This is a genomic window from Chryseobacterium sp. II3a, from assembly GCF_057815135.1.
Map to the genome: position 1 here is coordinate 986,247 of NZ_JBYPZJ010000001.1, position 16,680 is coordinate 1,002,926.

Annotated in this window: 10 protein-coding genes; 5 read left to right on the forward strand and 5 right to left on the reverse strand. The window is 33.6% G+C overall.

The genetic code is table 11. The features are described 5' to 3' along the window. Nucleotides 1-2: 2 nt before the first annotated feature. A complete protein-coding gene (locus AC3HD6_RS04375) occupies nt 3-2,189 on the reverse strand; it encodes a type I restriction-modification system subunit M (RefSeq protein WP_488895257.1) in 2,187 nt (728 codons plus the stop codon). A 572-nt stretch (nt 2,190-2,761) separates the two neighbouring features. Between AC3HD6_RS04375 and AC3HD6_RS04380 the strand changes: the two genes are divergently transcribed. The 3 genes from AC3HD6_RS04380 to AC3HD6_RS04390 are packed head-to-tail and all read left to right on the forward strand — an operon-like array spanning nt 2,762 to nt 3,680. Beyond that, nucleotides 2,762-3,109 carry a hypothetical protein gene (locus AC3HD6_RS04380; protein WP_488895258.1) on the forward strand — a complete coding sequence of 116 codons (348 nt, stop codon included), beginning with the start codon at nt 2,762-2,764 and terminating at the stop codon, nt 3,107-3,109. Nucleotides 3,110-3,120: 11 nt separating this feature from the next. Further along, nucleotides 3,121-3,423 carry a hypothetical protein gene (locus AC3HD6_RS04385; RefSeq protein WP_488895259.1) on the forward strand — a complete coding sequence of 101 codons (303 nt, stop codon included), beginning with the start codon at nt 3,121-3,123 and terminating at the stop codon, nt 3,421-3,423. Nucleotides 3,424-3,428: 5 nt separating this feature from the next. After that, nucleotides 3,429-3,680: a RagB/SusD family nutrient uptake outer membrane protein gene (locus AC3HD6_RS04390; RefSeq protein WP_488895260.1), complete on the forward strand. Its 252-nt coding sequence runs from the start codon at nt 3,429-3,431 to the stop codon at nt 3,678-3,680. 69 nt (nt 3,681-3,749) lie between these two features. On the opposite strand, the gene AC3HD6_RS04395 is transcribed toward AC3HD6_RS04390, so the two are convergent. The 4 genes from AC3HD6_RS04395 to AC3HD6_RS04410 all read right to left on the reverse strand — a co-directional run bounded on the left by AC3HD6_RS04395 (nt 3,750) and on the right by AC3HD6_RS04410 (nt 9,941). Beyond that, a complete protein-coding gene (locus tag AC3HD6_RS04395; RefSeq protein WP_488895261.1) occupies nt 3,750-4,868 on the reverse strand; it encodes a hypothetical protein in 1,119 nt (372 codons plus the stop codon). Between the two features lie 72 nt (nt 4,869-4,940). Further along, nucleotides 4,941-6,218 carry a hypothetical protein gene (locus AC3HD6_RS04400; protein ID WP_488895262.1) on the reverse strand — a complete coding sequence of 426 codons (1,278 nt, stop codon included), beginning with the start codon at nt 6,216-6,218 and terminating at the stop codon, nt 4,941-4,943. Next, the gene (locus AC3HD6_RS04405) at nt 6,218-6,883 is read right to left on the reverse strand and encodes a hypothetical protein (protein WP_488895263.1); all 666 of its coding nucleotides are present in this window, start codon (nt 6,881-6,883) and stop codon (nt 6,218-6,220) included. The genes AC3HD6_RS04400 and AC3HD6_RS04405 overlap by 1 nt, the downstream gene beginning before the upstream one ends. A 58-nt stretch (nt 6,884-6,941) precedes the next feature. Next, on the reverse strand, nt 6,942-9,941 hold the full coding sequence (locus tag AC3HD6_RS04410) for an AAA domain-containing protein (protein ID WP_488895264.1): 3,000 nt from the start codon (nt 9,939-9,941) through the stop codon (nt 6,942-6,944). Nucleotides 9,942-10,472: 531 nt separating this feature from the next. Here AC3HD6_RS04410 and AC3HD6_RS04415 point away from each other — a divergent pair. Then, the gene (locus tag AC3HD6_RS04415) at nt 10,473-11,525 is read left to right on the forward strand and encodes a ComEC/Rec2 family competence protein (protein ID WP_488895265.1); all 1,053 of its coding nucleotides are present in this window, start codon (nt 10,473-10,475) and stop codon (nt 11,523-11,525) included. After that, nucleotides 11,513-16,606, forward strand: coding sequence for an NACHT domain-containing protein (locus AC3HD6_RS04420; RefSeq protein WP_488895266.1), 5,094 nt, complete (start codon nt 11,513-11,515; stop codon nt 16,604-16,606). Before AC3HD6_RS04415 ends, AC3HD6_RS04420 begins: the two co-directional genes overlap by 13 nt. Nucleotides 16,607-16,680: the final 74 nt, after the last annotated feature.

Consider the following 16,680-nt stretch of genomic DNA (forward strand, 5'->3'; position numbering starts at 1 on the left):
AGCTATTTATCTAAACTTTTAATAAAGCGAGTTAATTCTCTTTCGATTAGTTCTAATTCGTTATTTCCTGTTTCTCTTCCGGTGGCATCATATCCAATGTCTTCAGCTATTGCCATAAAGATAGAATAGTTATCTAGTTTTTCCTGTTTTAATGAAACATATTTGTCTGACAAATCTTCTTTTAAATCATTTATCTTTTGATTGAAAGTGTCACCAATTTCTTTTTTCCAATTTAAATATAAGTCGTGTTTTTCCAGTAATTTTATATCTTTAATTCCTGTCGTGTTTTCAAAGCCAGTATGATTTTTAATGACTTCTTTTTTTTCTTTTTCAATATTAGCAACTTGTGCTAGATATTTATTTTCTTTTATTATTTGTTTTTGTAATTCAGCTTTTAAGATTTGATATTTTTCTGTAATTGCTTTAGGCCATTTACGCAAAAATAAAACTGAGCTTTTAACACCTGCTCCTGTGTGTGCAAATGCAGTTTGTGGCAAGGAAATAACAGCAATAATTTTATACCATTCTTCAATATTGTCACGAACATATTGTAAACTACTATTAGTTAAAATTCCATCAGGAATAACTACCGCTAGATAGCCATTTTCTTTTAAAAAATTATGACATTGTTCAATAAATAATACCTCTGTACTTTGATTTGCACGCTCTTTAACTCCAGCATTTTTAGTATCTAACCAGCTAACATCTTTATTACCTAAATTATATAGGCTTAAATATGCTTTTTCAGTTAGCTTTACTGAACTGCCAAATGGTGGATTAGTAATAATAAAATCAAAAGATCCATATTGAAATCCTTTATTTCCACTTCTTTCTTGCATCACGTCATCCCGAATTAAGCCATCAGAGGAAATGACATTTGTGTGTCCATCATCGTGAATAATCATATTCATTTTAGCAGTTCGTGCAATTTGTTCATTAATTTCGATTCCAAAAAGACACTTTTCTGCAAAGTCATGCCAATGAGTCCAATGTTTAATGGACTGTTCGGGATTAGTTTTAAACTCTGAATAATATGTATCCGCTTCCTTCCGAACTTTATCTAAAGCATAAAGCAAGAACCCTCCACTGCCGCAAGAAGTGTCCAATACCTTTGATTCATGAGTTATAGGGAGTGAATTAACAATAAATTTAACGATTGGTCTTGGAGTAAAATACTGACCAAAATCACCTCTAAAATAACTACCCATAAAGGTTTCGAAGGCTTTTCCTTTGCTGTCTAAATCAGTGGCACTTAAATTAATTGATTCTAAATATCCTACAACAGTTTTTACTTTTAAAGGTGATAAACGAATGTTGTCTTTAAAAACTTCTGGGTCTTTCTTCTTACCTTCAGCGTAAATTGAGATTACTCTATTGTATAAATCATTAGTAATCTTTTCTTCTATTTTTGTTTTTTGTTCTTTAGTTGCGTTTTTGGGTATAGGCTCACTAAAAATTTGAAAATCATAAGGTTCTCCATTTTTTCGTAGCATCCTTTCATCCCAAATTTTACAAAAGATTAATTTGTCTAATTCATCAAAAGCTTCCGAAGGATTCAATTCTCCACCAGCCCAAAGTGAATTATGAGCTAACTTAAAAGCTTTTGTTAAATCTTCTTCACTAATTTTTTCAAGTTCAAAGAATTTTGCTTTTATATCATTTGTGATTGGTTCTTGTCCTATACGCCCACCTTTTACAAATTGAAATCTTTGGATTTCTGAAACACCAAACCTTGGAATACTAGGTATTGTTTGGGTTAGATCATTATCTTTATCAATCAAAAAAGATTCATTCTTTATTTTTGATGTTACCCAAAGATATTTAATAGTACCAGAAACTGCATAAGCATAACTAGCGCCTTGTTTTATTGCTTGTTTAAATTCCAACTCTGATGCATCTTCTCTTTTACATTCAACAACAATATAAGGCTGTGTACATTCATCGTCATTATAAACTATAATATCCACTTCTCTTATAGAAGATCCCATAGTTATACTTTTAAAAAGCTTAATTTGGCTTGGTGAATAACCATATACAAGAATCAATCTTAAATAAGCATCTGCTTGCACTACTTCTTCAGGATTGTTATAATTTCTACGTTTATCCTCTTGGTGAATGTAATAGATGTTTTTATTTTCTTCATCAAATCTAATTAGCCCTTCTTTTATTCCTTGTTCTACTAAATCCATCAGTTAATTTTATAAAATATTTCAACATTTAATCGGTTATCAAAACCTTTTTATAGAAATGCAATTTAATAAAAGTCTTCGAACTTTCTGTATAAATAAGAGACAAATAAATTGTAGTTCTAGCGCAATTTTTAATAAATATATTACAGTATTTTTTTGCAGATTGCAAATGAATGCTTTTATTTCTTTAATTTTCAATGTAATAGTATTCGTAATCTTGAAAATTAAAGAAATAAATTGATCTAACTTTCGTCAGGATTTTCAATCTATATTTGAGTAGTAATTTTACTAGTTTTAAATAACAGATTTTTTTAAACAGGTTTGAATTTTCTGATTATTTTTTAATTACAAATAGAGAATCTTGATACAATGTAATCAAGTGAGTCTTGTTTTAATCAGTTTATTCCAGTGATCTAAACCATACGTTATAAAGTGTATAACAAAACTAAAAAAGAACTTAAAGAAACAGAATAAGTTCTTCAACAATGTTCTAATCGTTATTATAAAGAAATTGGTAAATAATAAAATTAAATAATAAAATCCTACTTCTTTAGTTAGGGTTTTTCATTGTTATGACCAATATACCGTCTGTGTTTACCGATTACTGGACCCCGGATAACCCGAACGCCCAGTTCCAAAAGCCAAGTGCAGTGTATAATGGAGCCGCTGCTATAGCAAGCATTGTTTTTAATAATAGTGATGCTTCGGTTTCAGATATGTTGACAGTACGGGTTAAGAACGCAACCTTAAGCTACAGCATTCCATCAGAAGAAAAAGGAAAGCTGAGATCGAAAGTATTTCTCAGTGGGCAAAATTTATTTGTATTCTCCGACTATAAACAGGGAAATCCTGAGTTTACGCTAGCTGGATACAGTAGCCCGCTGCGGATTATCAGTTTTGGATTTTCATTAACCTATTAAACAGCATTATCATGAACAATACAATCATAAAAAATATCATCTTAGTATGCCTTTTGATCCTTATGCTTATTCTTATCAAAAGCTGTGACAGCTTCACCGATGTTGGTCTGCCTAAAAACCAGACCACAAGGGATGTTGTATTTAAAGATGACCAGTTGGCAAAATCAGCAATGGCCGGTGTTTACCGTTCTCTGGAAGAAGCCGGATTTCTGTCAGATTCTTCATCCGGCGCACAGGTTGTGCTGGGGGGTATGTGGATGAATTACAATCATACGCTCTTGTGGCCAGCGATGTCTCGATCTTTTACCAATTAAGCCATATGACCAGCTCTTCCAAAATCAGCAATTTATTGGCAACTACCTATACGCAGATTTATAATATCAATGCGGTCATTGAAGGCGTTGCAAATTCCAATACGTTAAGTTCACAGGTAAGAAACCAAATAAAGGGCGAGGGGCTGTTTCTCAGATCCCTATTGCATCTTTATTTAGCGCAGACTTTCGGAGATGTTACTTGGCAAGTACCAAAGTCTTTTGAATTCTTTATTTTTTTCATGGATTTATATGACTGAAAATATTCTAATAAATTCTTTATAATAGAGTGTTACTATAACATTCTGATTTGTATATTAATTTATTCTTTACCATTCCCATCTATTTTTCTTCTTGGTTTCTAACGAGTTTTTATCAATATCTTCCATTAAATTGTCTTCTGCATTTTTAGCCGGATTGTACCAATCGAGTTTTTTTTCAGCCCAATCAAGCCATTCTTTGTCTGTAGTATGAGTGGATTTCAAATGCTCAAAATACTCCTTTAGAATCATAAACTTCTTCCATCGATGGGCGTCATTATAAAAAGAAATAAATTTTGTAAGCTCTTCATCCTTCAATTTTTGTTTTGCTTCTTCAATTTTTCTGAGCTCTTCTCTCTTTTCACTTTCAATTTTCCACAATCTTCTTTTTTCAGCCATTCTTTGAAACTCAGTTTCAACTTTTATCAAAATTTTTTCAATTTGATCTTCAACAAGTAATTTATCTGTGTCTGCAAATTCAGTCGTTCCGTATTGTATGATCTTAACTGCTAGCTTACCGTTTGCTATTAAATCTCTGCTTTTCCATCCTCTTTCATTTGTTGTATCTTTAATATTACTTTTTTCTTTAATGTATAATGTAATTTTATCTTCATATGCGGCGAATCTTAATCCTTCAGAATCTACACTTACTCTATATCCTAAGATTTTAAAATTCTTTATTAGATTATCTAGTATTCTTAATGAACGAGAAACATTTTTTGGAGAAACAACAACATTGGGTAACCCACCATCGGTATGAATAGTTCCTTTTATCTGGGCATAATCATTAACTTTTTTCTTGCTAAGGTTATCTTGCACTTTACTGACGATTTCGTCAGGTTTGCTTAATCGTTCTGAAACCTTTAAAATTAGTGCTGAATTATTCTTAATCTTTTCCGTAGCAATCTGTTTGAATAAATTTATAGGATTAGGATCATTTTTATTTTGATCTACATAAATTTTTATCTCTTGCTCATTTTCTTGTTTAGGTAATGGTGTCTTTATTACTTTTTTTCCATACTGTAATTTTTGCCAGTGTCCCATAGGAGGTAAGGGGATATCAAATTTTTTACAGATCTTTCTTAATCCGTTATCAGACAAATTAAATTCTTTTGATAATGTAGTTAGCGGTGTAGTCCATACCTTATCATAGAGTTCTGTACGGGTAAGTTTAACGATATTATTCATTATAGCTTAAATGATTGTATTAATTTTTGAAGTTTATTACTATTAAAAAATATGTATTTTAAATATAGTTCGTTACTCAGGAAATTCATCAACATTTCTAATCTGTTCATTGTACTCTGTAAACCACCCAAGTTCTTTAATATTTGCTTTTATAATTTCTTCATCTTCTACATCAAATTTTCCATAATTTTTATGCATCTGAAATATAAAATATGGATCTGAACTTACTCCTATTAATATAAAAGTTTGATGTTTATATTGATAGTGAAAAGCAAATGTTTCAAAAATTAAATCAAACATTCTTAGTAGGGAATCTTCACCCCATTGTGGAAAAAAATTAAAAAAGACAAGGGCTAAATTGCCATGTTCTGTAAAGCGTCTTTTAATCATTCCCTCAGGAGCATTTCGAATATCATCAAAAAATTCTTCAAAGCTGATACCTACAGCTCTGCGTTGTAATCTATTTAAAGATAATAGCTCCTTTGCTATTTCCTCCATTAATGGTTCTTCCCGACTTAAAATCTCATTCATCACAAGTTCATCAACAAAATAACTTGAGGAATCTGCAAATTCTTTTTTGATTGCATTTGGCGAGCTTTTAAATGTCTCCCAGGCAGATTCTATATCAATAACTATATGGTTCTTCTCAATGTTATCAGAAATAATTTTAGGAAAGGTCCGGGTATTTGTGAAAAAGTAAGCAAGGAGATCCTTTTCAGTACCAATAATTTTTATTGAATTTTCAACAGTTTCCTTAAGATATTTATTGTCATTTTCATTTAAATCTTTTGGAAATTTAGGTGAAATGACTTGGACAGTTTTACTTTTAAAAAGCAATTCTCTTTTCTCCAAATAGTCAATGAAATCAGGAACTGTATTCAATTCTTCTGCGATAATCTGAAAAGTTTCTTTATCAAAGATTGTTATAAAATCTGAATTGCTTTGGGTTCTAGTTATATCATAAAAATCTACACCTTCACCCAGATTGATTATTATTTTGAAAATCTTTGTAATCTGATTTCTTGGAAATTTTTCTATATCTCTGTCGGGATGTTTAATCTCTACATTTTCTTGTTTGAATAATGTTTTGTAAGCTCCATTTAACTGTCTGACAGCCTTTTCAATCGTATTGTTGAAATAGCGAAGATGATTGCCTTTGAATTCGTAGTTTTTTACAGAGAAAATAATACATACGTCATTAAAAACGATAAGTAAATCACAAATTTCTTTCTTGTCACCATTCTCATATCTTGGTCCTGGATAGCACCAATATTTGAAAAAAGATTTGTAAGCAATCTCGTTTACAAAATTTTCTCCTTCATCTCCTCTTATTTTGCTGTCAACTGCCATTATTTAATCTTATTATTTTGTTTTTCAATATAAAGATTCCAAAAGAGATCTATTTCTTCCTTGATATCTTTAAGCCTCTCTATAGCGTATTCAATCGATTTTGTAACCGGAATTTTATTGCCTTTCCAATCTGTTGTTGTTTCTCCTTTTATAATCATCTGAGAAAGTTCGAAGCGGTAGTCTTTTAGATTTTCAACAACTTTATTGATATCATTTGTGACGGTGTTTGCATAATCTTGTGTGAAGTTTCTCAATGTCAAAGGATTTTCAATGGACATTTCAAAATCACATAAGATAGTATTTAAAAACAACTCTATTTTATCAATTACTTCGTAGCCTGCTTTTATTTTTTTTCCTTCAATGATCTCTCGTATAGAGCTATCGGAAATTCCTATTTTCTTACTATAAACAACCGATTCTCTGTATCCTACAATTCTTGATAAGGCTTCTTTAACTCTAGCAGTTTTATTTATCCTATCTTGTTGTATAGCTTCATATATTCGATTAATGTCATCTTCAGATGGAGTTGAGTGCATATATTCATCCCATTTTTCGACTGGAATAGACACTCTATATGCTAATAACTGTCTTGCATTAATTTGCCGTTTAATATCTGTCCATCTAGTTTTAATTTGTTTTGGTGTAAGAGGTTCAGAGTTTTTCATATTGATAGAAGTTATTTTTAATTAATGGTGAATGATTATTTTTACAGTTGTGCCTACATCAATTTGCTGTTACGTCGTATTTTAAAAAGTTAGCCAGTACACCAGAAGGTGTTTTTGCATTTTTATTAAGAATCTTGGTATTGGCGAAAACAATGAAATTATCTTTGGCTCTCGAAACAGCTACATTAAGCATATTGGGCTTGTTGTCTCTATCGAAAAATAGAGTTCCTTTATCTTCGTCACCGTACACCATTGAGAATAAGACAATGGGTCTCTCTGCACCTTGTAAGGCATGAACTGTGCCTATTTTAAAGTCATCAACTTTAAATCCTGCATCTTTTAAAGCTGATTTTAAACTGTTTTTTTGTCCTGTAAATGGCGTAATAATACCGACAGCATGTTCAATTGCCTCATATTTCTTTTCAATTTCTGCTTTGTTCTCTGTCAGCCAGTTAATAATTGTTTTGACTTCTTCAATATTAAACCTGCTGCCATTTGGGTTTCTTGTAGATTGGCCATCAACGTGAATACAATGCATTGGCGGGAAAAGTAAATCTTTTTTTGCTTTTCCCCTTAATGGAATAAGTTTACCATCATAAGCTAATACATTGCAGTAGTTAATGATTTCATCATAACATCTTCTGTGTTCAGTAAGCAGTACTCCTTTTTCATGTAAATTGGCTTCTTTAAATCCTGATGCATTTTGAGCCATTTTCATAATACTGCCGGTAGAAGAAAGAAAACCTTTAGGGTCAAATTCTTTTTCGTAAACAATATCATCATATTCCTCGATAATTTCACACTTTTTAAGGTTACCGATATCAATTTTATGGGTAACATTCCAAATGGGTTCAATCTGTTTTACATCTCCTACAACAACAGCCTGTTTAGCTAAAGCAAATGTGGCAATACCTACTTCAGGAGAAACCTGACCAGCTTCATCAACAATGAGAAGATCAATAAAATTAAATAGAGGCGGATTATCATGTATTTTGTTGCCTTCTCCACTCATCCTTAAAAATTTATAAAAACTGAAAAACTTTGGCGCCATGAAAAATGTACTGACAAAGCATGGGGTTAACATAGCATGTCTTTTCCATCTGTTAATCATAGGTTCTTTCCCTTTTCCATTAAATTTAGGATCGAAAAGATCAGATTCAAGCTGTAGTAGATACCTTCCTTCCCAGTAATGTAAAGCCAATTGAAATGCTTTATGGCGAAGTGAAATATCAAGCTCATCATAAAAACAGTTGGCACTTATTTTTTCTTTTATTTTTAAGTGCTCAAACTCCCAATATTTTTCTTCTGAACGTGGAGGGTTACCTTTAATTGAATTGTTATTCTTCCATAGTTTCCATTTTTCAATGGAACCCATAATTTTTTTAGCGGTATTTATCTTAGAGTCTATGGTATCAAGAATTTCATTTTTCTTGAACAAAAAATTTTCAGGAATTGCAATTTGGGAATCTCTTAGAATTATTTTTACTTCAGAAGCGCGGTTTTTCAGTGCCGATTGTATTCCCAGGAAGCAAAAGACCTTTCTAAAGAATGGTTCATTGTTAAAATAGGTAATGATATTTTGTTCAGTTTTACCAAATTTCTCAACATCATTTTTAAGTACATCTTCATTGAGTAAATCTTCATGATAATACTTGGAAATTTTTGAATTATCAAGAAGGTAATGAGAGGTAAATACATGTTCGGATTGTAAATAAGCCTTCCACGTATCACCGGAGTCTTTTAGGATTTGTTCAATATCTGAAATTTCTGTTTGTAATTTTTGAACTACAGAAGATAAACTGAGAGCGGTAGAATTAAAGTATTCGTTACTTTTCTGTAAAAAATATTCTTTAGCATCCTGTAGAAACTCTAAATTTTCAATGTCATTAAAAAGGCCGTTACCATTTAGTTTTTTATAGTTAATCCCTTTTAATTCGCTTTCTTTTTTACTGGTAGAGGGAAGGTAAGTAGCATAACCATCAACATCAGGAATCCATCTGCCCTGTAATTTTCCTTCTCTTGTGTTGGATCTTGAGAAACTGTCTATGATATTGGTAACTGCCTGGTTGTTGGTGGAACAGGCTAAAATAATTGGCGCATCTTCTCCTATTAGGGCACTTTCAACCATTTTATTGGCCACAATACTTTGTAATAGTGTTGTCTTTCCTGTACCGGGAGGACCATTAACAGCAAAAACTTTTTCATTAGACCCTAAAAGAGTATTTAAACTTTTTCTTTGTGAAATGGAAATAGGAAAATCAAAACCCATCTGCCCGAGATGCAGCTCATTGCTATCTATTAAATCAGGTACAGTAATAGGTAACTTTTCCTGATTATTGTTTAAGGTTATAAAAGACTGTAAAAGGTCCGGAAGATTCTTTTGGTGAAGAATTTTTTCATACAGCTCAATGATTCCCATTGCTGCATTCATTTCTTCTTGTGGAAGTAGTACTATGGCATTAAAGATCGTTTCATAAGCTCCTGATTGGTATTCGCATAGCTTCTGACCGGTAACTTTTTTAAATATATCCTTTACATATTGTACATATTCAGGATATTTTGAATAATTTTCTTTCCCTAGCGTAGTAGCTAAATCTACTTCTTCAATATTCCCAAAAATAAATTCAGTACGTTCATCAGCAAGGGGTTCCAGATATTGTCTTTGAAATAAAGGAAACATTTCGTCAGGAATATAGAGTTTTCCATTCCTGTCTAAATAAGCAGAGTACCAGAAAGGAAATTTGGGTTTCTTGTCTCTGAGATGAACGAGATGATCTGTTGCCGGTTTAAGCTTAAAGGGTGCTATAACAACAAATACGTGATCTATAGTAATCCAGTCTTCATCATCTTTATTTTTAATCCCTCTTTTTTCATTGATTCTTCTTTCTTCAAAATCAATGAGTGTATTGACTTTTTGAAGATCAGCAATAGAATTGTCTTCAATTTTTAAATCTTCAATTTCAAAATGCTGGGAACCGTCAATTTCAATATTGGTATTAAGAGAGTCTGCTAAATTCTTTTTCCAGTAGGTGAGCCATTTATGATGTTCTTGATTCATTTGTGATTGGTTAGTAAAAGTCATATCAAGCTAAAATAAGATAATTATACGAGATTATTTTACGGGAAACCGTAAAATCATTAATGGATCCTAATTGTGACATAAAAAGTAAGTGCTCAAGATGTGGAAAGGTGTTGACTGTTTAGTATTTTTAAATATTGAAACTGATTACTTTAAAGGTTGAAAAGAATGAGACGTGCTTTCGAGATAAAAAAATGATATGGGATTTAGACCAGAATAATGATTAATTGAAGGTAAATCATTGTTTATTGAAAATATGGTTTAATGCAGGGTGCTACTTTTAGTAGATATTATAGGTATATTTTTACTATTTTTATGCAAGGTTATATAAAGCCTTATCGCTATTTGTTCCTGTTACATTTTTTGATCTTGAAAAATGTTTATAGGTTCAGATTTTAACCATAAAAATTACTCGTTTCACAGCTATTACAAAAAGGAACCTTTTTGTAGCATTCGTTCTCGAAAATCGATAAAAATCTGGTGAACAGTATTTAAAAAAACAATAACATTATGAAAATAAGATTTCTAGATGTGGGTTGTGGTGACTGCATCCATATTTTTTTTACCGATAAAGAAGGACAAAAACGGAATATACTGATTGATGGTGGAACCGAAGAGGGAGATGTATATGAAAGAACGCTAAAAAGAACATTAACATCGATTGTTGAACAGGGAGAACATATTGATTTATGGATTATTACGCATATTGATGATGATCACATAGGGGGAGTTTTACGGCTCCTTAAAGATGAAGATCTTTGTAAGATAGTTGATTTTTCTAGGATGCAATTTTGGTATAATTATTCGAACTGGGATTATGATACCGGCATTCGGCCCGATAATTTGAAGAGTGTAGGTCAGGCGATGAGATTGAGAGATTTTTTGTTGGAGAATAGTAGGGTTAATGAAATGATTAGTGATCAAAGTGAAGTTGTTGACTTTTTTGGAGCGAGAATTACGATTCTATCACCTAACCATCAGTCCTTTTCCCGACTTATGGCAAAATGGAAGATGGAAGAAACGAAGATTCGGCAAAAGGATTCATCTTCCTTAAAGATGGCCAAGAAGAATGATTACAGCATTACAATCGAAGATTTTGATGTGAATCAGTATAGAAGTGACAGCTCTGTTGAGAACGCAAGCAGCATTGCTTTTCTTTTAGAATACAATGGTGAGCGTATTTTAATGACCGGAGATAGTCATCCTAATAAGGTTGCTGCACGGATCATCGATTTGTGGAATGGAGAGAAGCTTTCATTACAATATATGCAGATTCCCCATCATGGCAGTAAAAGCAACACCTCGAAGAAGCTATTGCAGTCTGTGGAATGTAATGACTTTATTATTTCGGGAGACGCGTACAATACGAATAATTTACCCAATAAAGAGACCATGGTAAAATACATCAAGGCTTTTCCTGATCGCGATATAACGTTTCATATTACCGCAAAAAATCCATTAACGGAGAATATTTTTAAGGTGGATAAGCCGCAACGAGTGAACTTGGAATTTCCAAAGGGAAATGATTATTATTTGGAATTTGAATTAGGATGCAAGATATAAAAAACAGTATTTTCAGGATTGAGAATCCAAAAGGGTATGGAAGTGGGTTCGTGTATTATCCTGAATATGATTGTTCCTATATTTACCTGATAACAAGCCGGCATAATCTCATTAATGATGATCTGCCGTGGGATCTGAGTGAACTCAATTTCTTTTTGAGTACAGGTGATCCCGGGGTAGGATTACAATTGCCTGAAAGCACGATTATATATTATGGTGATAATAATCAATTCGAAGATATTGCCGTTATTCTACTTCCAAAAGATGTATTTCCCGAAGCTATTTTTAGATTTCACAGACAGCGCTTATGTCACTTAACAGACTTAGAAACCGCAGCCACTGTTTCAGGTTTTTCAAAGCAGACTTCCGGAAAGTATCTTCGGACTCTCTACAAGCTTACATTCTTGTCTGACCGCGATTATTCAGATGAGATTCAACTTGAAGTTCAGGATCCAGTAAGCAGCCAATATAACGCTGACAATTTGGTGGAAGGTTATTCCGGAAGCCCTATTGTGATAGAATCCGGGAATAATTGGTTTGTCTGTGGACTATTCAGAGCTTACGAGAAAAACAGTAAGAGGATACTGGGGATTAATTTCCGTATGTTAAATGTGCTTTTGACTAAACACGGTCATCAGGAAATCCCGTTACCGCTTATTGAAACAGACGTCAACATCCTTGGGGAAATTGAGAGGCTTCAATCTAACACAGACCGTATTTTAAAAAGAATTCGGGGGAAAATCGGAAATATTGAATTGCCAAGAACTGTACAGGTTGATAAATTAAGACAATATATTATTAACAATAGGGTGGTTATTGTTGCCGGAAAGGCGGGTTCGGGAAAATCAGCACTTACCAAGGTAGTGTTACACGCTCTTTCCGAAGAGTATGAAATCATCGCTTTACAGGGTGAACAACTTGATAAAACGGATATAGTAAGTGTTTTTTCAGCTGAACCTTTTTTGTTTAAAAATGGGTTACAGCCCCTATTGAACTCGCAGGCGTTATTACCGAATAGAATTTTACTCATCGACAGTATCGAGAAGATTATGGAAACTAGCAATTCTTCCACGATACTCGATTTCCTGGCGATAATCAATGCTGATCCAACCGTTAAGCTAGTAGTCACCTGTAGAACGTATGCTCTGGAAAATCTGAAATTCAGATTTTTATATGAGTTTCCGTCCTATTTTTCGTTTGAAGTTCCATCATTGAGTAATGAAGAACTTTTAGATATTTCGAGTACGTATCCCCACATTCAACTTTTATTGAAGAAGGCTTCTCTTCAATCAGTTCTTGAGATTCCTTTCAACATGGATAAGGCGACTCTGCTTAGAGATATTCAGGTTCCGCGACTGAATACAGAGTCCGATTTTAGGGAACTAATGTGGAAGTTTATTATAGAAGGTGAAAATAAAGAGACATCAGCTTCAATCCGGAAAATGCGCGGTGAACTATTATCGAAAATAGCTGTTGGAAGGGCCGAAAAAATGGCTTTATATACAGGTGTTGATAATGCAGATCCCGACGTTATTCAACGACTGAATGGAGATAATATCATTGATGTTGAACCTCAGCGAAGAATCTCCTATGCTGTTTCTCATAATATCTATGAAGATTGGGCTCTGAATCGGCATATAGATGTGATTTATGAACGGCATTTCAGGAACGGTTTTGCACCGATTGATTTTTATGCTGAGCTAGGAACCGCCGCCTCTATAAGGAGGGCGTTTCGATTGTGGATGGCTGAGAAAGTTCAGAGGCCTGATTTCGATCTGGAGGATTTGATAAGGGCTACTTTAAAGGCGCAGATTGATAATTTTTGGAAGGATGAGGTTTTAGTTGCTATTTTGCAATCAGATTATAATGGTCATTTTTTACAGAATAATACAAATCTGCTCTATGAAGACGATTTTCATATTCTTAAGCGGTGTCTGCTTTTACTCAAGGTTTCATGTCGTAAACCTGATTTTGATTTATTGCCTTACATCAAGACTGAATTAAGAGAACATCTTTACGATGATATTAATCTGATTCCTTATGGCCCAGGCTGGGGTACACTGATCCATTTTATCTATAGTAATCTGCAGGATCTACAGCAGATTCTTCCTATGGTTATCCCAGTGCTTTTCAGTTGGGAAAGTTCCTATGGATCTTCTGAAAATTTTCCCAAGCAAGCCCGGGAGGTTGGTTTTATTATACTTGAGTATCTGAAGGATGATAACTTTTTAGAATATGATTATCAACAGAATGGCTATAGGGATTTCGATCATATTGCCAAGGCTATAAAATTACTATTCCGTCTTACGCCTGTGGTAGAGCAAGAAGTTCAGGATCTTATCCAGCATGCACTGGATAATAAAAATGCTGAAGAATACCGCTTACGGGACCTATATGATAAAATTCTGCAATTCACTATGTTAGACGATACCAGTGTAGCTTTATGTGCATCATTTCCTGAATTCATCCTTCAAATTGCCGAAGAAGAGTGGTTCTACAAACCTAAGGATGCTAAGAAAACTGAAGAGGAAGACGAAAAGATAAGAGCCATACTAGCGTCATCTCATAAAGATGAAGATACATTTGGAATCAATGGTGAGGTAAACATGATGTATTCTAATCCGGGTCCAAAAAAAACACCTATTCGTCACTTATTACATGTGGAACCATTAAAGACCTTAGATTTTGTGACCAGGTTGCTTAACCATTCTACCGAATCCTATCTTAAGACGGATTTTGGGTTAAATATCATGTGGGGTATGAATGACGTCCGGGAAAAAATTGAAATAGTACTCCATGATGGTAAAACGGTTGATCAGCATTGTAGCCTGACGTTGTGGACCATGTACAGAGGTGGTTATATTGCCATTCCTAACCTTTTGAAATCTGTGTTAATGGCCGTTGAAGACTGGCTAATCAATTTGCTGGACACTCTATCGAAAGAGGATAATTCAAAACAAAAAGCTGAACACGAAAAACTTCTGAATGATGCCTGTGAGATTTTAGTGACGAAGAGTAATAATGTTTCTACAACCGCAGTTGTGGTGAGTGCGGCTCTTTATAATCCTAACCTATTAAAAAAATGGATGTTGCCTCTGCTTCCTGTTAAGGTGTTCTATCGATGGGATATTTATCGATGCGCACAAGAACACAAAGTTAACAGTCCTTTTACAACGCGTAAAGAACGTACATATTGGGAAGATCTCAAGAGGTTCAATGGTCTGACGCATCGAAAAAAGACGATTCAAAGTATTATATTTAATTATTACCCGACGGAGAAAAAGACTATTGATACAATCATTGACAACCTGTATGAATCTGCGGGAGAAGATCGCGAATGGCGAATGCTTTTAAACAAGATGGATGTACGAAAATGGGAGAAGATCGGTGAAAGTGAAGAGGGTATTATCATGGAAAATAAGCTTCCTGAAGATCTGCAGGTTCTTTACTCAGAGAGTGAGAAGGAAGAGATAGCGAAGAGTAAGTATTTACAAGCGAGTACTTGGGGATTAAAAAAATTCAATAATGATCCTGTAAACGATAGTTCTTATCAACAGTGGAAATCCCATTTTAGTCTTTCACAAAGTGCAGATGCTTATCAATATAAAAGTCATGAAAACCAACCTGTTTTATTGGCGTCTATAGGAATCCGGGATTATGGTGAGAATCTTTCTGCGAAAGAAAAAGAAGATTGCATCAAATTAATAGCAGAATCTGTGGATTATGTTTTGACAGGCCAAGGTATTCTCATGGATGGGTCACCCGACCTGCGATATTCAAGTTTCGAAACCGATTCTGCTTTCGGAGTATTGCCAATAATATTAAATGTGGAGGAAAATAAGTCCCCGTGGAAGCAAAGAATCTTCATCGGTTTAATCGGTCTCCATATTGATTATAAGTTATCAAGAGATAAGTTGATTGATTCTCTTAATAAATACACTTGGAAAGATGACCCTGACTTTATGCTGACTTGTATTAGGGCTATCTTGAAATATACGGAAATTGCCTATTTAAGGGGAATGCAGCCTCAGCGAATGATTTCTGGGAAAGAGGTTAGTTTCGATAAAAAGACTGTTTTTCGTGCAGTGGATTTTATAAAGAAACTTTTTACTGAAAAAGAGAAGAGGGTGGCACAAGAAAAAAATATTGGCAAAAATCCGCAAGATATTTATATAGAGGGATTTAACGAAATATTAGAAGGGCTAGAAGTAGGGAATATTCAGATGAGTGCAGATCATTACAATTTCGACCAGCGGGGTGTCATTTTTCATGCTTTTGAAGTATTGCGAATCATTCCTCATGCAACCGCACTGGAGGAACTCAGAGAATACATTTTTAATTTATTACGATTTTTATATTGCACATTTGAAAAAGAGACAGGTTGGAATACTGAAAAAATACATTTCGAATTAACTCAAATATTTCAAAGGTTCTTGGCCGCTTTCATGTTACATCAGCCTTTTGATGTTGCTTCTAGGGTATTTGATGAGCTTTTAAAACCTGTTTTTTCAATAGATGAGGATGCTAAATATAATCGAAAAAAGGATGGATTTATCGAACAGACGCTTGAATGGATTCTCTGGGAGATTATTCCCAACCACTCTTTAGCAAACAATTTCTGGAGATTATGGGATTATTTCTTCAAAAAGATCACTGACTACGGAACTGTATACTATGGATCTAAATTATTACTTAATCATACCGAGTTCAAATTGGATAGTGAGTGGACTCCTTTTTTGGGTAAAAAAAGCTTTTTTGGAAGGGTTATTCCTGCCATAGGAGATCTTGATGCTTCTGCGCGACTTATTGCTACTATTGGTTACAAGGAACTTATGCCAGAAGCCATTACGTGGCTTTCAGAACTTTTGGATAACACCCAATGGTCCGGCCAAAAAGAAACGTTGTTTTATATTGAGAAGATTGCTATCAGGACGTTTCATAATCACGAACATCGAGTCAACATCCGAAATTCAGTAACTTTCCGTAACAATTTTATCAACATTTTAGATCACTTAATCAATCATGGCTTATCATCAACTGCTTATGTTATTAGGGAAGATTTAATTTCCAGCAGACGGTAATAGATAGAGTGTAGTACTATATTCATTGTTTAAAATCATCCTTAGTATTTTACGTATATGGAATGATTTTTTAT

What these genes read in the sequence shown, in the direction of transcription:
- AC3HD6_RS04375 (WP_488895257.1), bottom strand. Translation starts at nt 2,189, where the DNA reads ATGGATTTAGTAGAACAAGGAATAAAAGAAGGGCTAATTAGATTTGAT.
- AC3HD6_RS04380 (WP_488895258.1), top strand. Translation starts at nt 2,762, where the DNA reads ATGACCAATATACCGTCTGTGTTTACCGATTACTGGACCCCGGATAAC.
- AC3HD6_RS04385 (WP_488895259.1), top strand. Translation starts at nt 3,121, where the DNA reads ATGAACAATACAATCATAAAAAATATCATCTTAGTATGCCTTTTGATC.
- AC3HD6_RS04390 (WP_488895260.1), top strand. Translation starts at nt 3,429, where the DNA reads ATGACCAGCTCTTCCAAAATCAGCAATTTATTGGCAACTACCTATACG.
- AC3HD6_RS04395 (WP_488895261.1), bottom strand. Translation starts at nt 4,868, where the DNA reads ATGAATAATATCGTTAAACTTACCCGTACAGAACTCTATGATAAGGTA.
- AC3HD6_RS04400 (WP_488895262.1), bottom strand. Translation starts at nt 6,218, where the DNA reads ATGGCAGTTGACAGCAAAATAAGAGGAGATGAAGGAGAAAATTTTGTA.
- AC3HD6_RS04405 (WP_488895263.1), bottom strand. Translation starts at nt 6,883, where the DNA reads ATGAAAAACTCTGAACCTCTTACACCAAAACAAATTAAAACTAGATGG.
- AC3HD6_RS04410 (WP_488895264.1), bottom strand. Translation starts at nt 9,941, where the DNA reads ATGAATCAAGAACATCATAAATGGCTCACCTACTGGAAAAAGAATTTA.
- AC3HD6_RS04415 (WP_488895265.1), top strand. Translation starts at nt 10,473, where the DNA reads ATGAAAATAAGATTTCTAGATGTGGGTTGTGGTGACTGCATCCATATT.
- AC3HD6_RS04420 (WP_488895266.1), top strand. Translation starts at nt 11,513, where the DNA reads ATGCAAGATATAAAAAACAGTATTTTCAGGATTGAGAATCCAAAAGGG.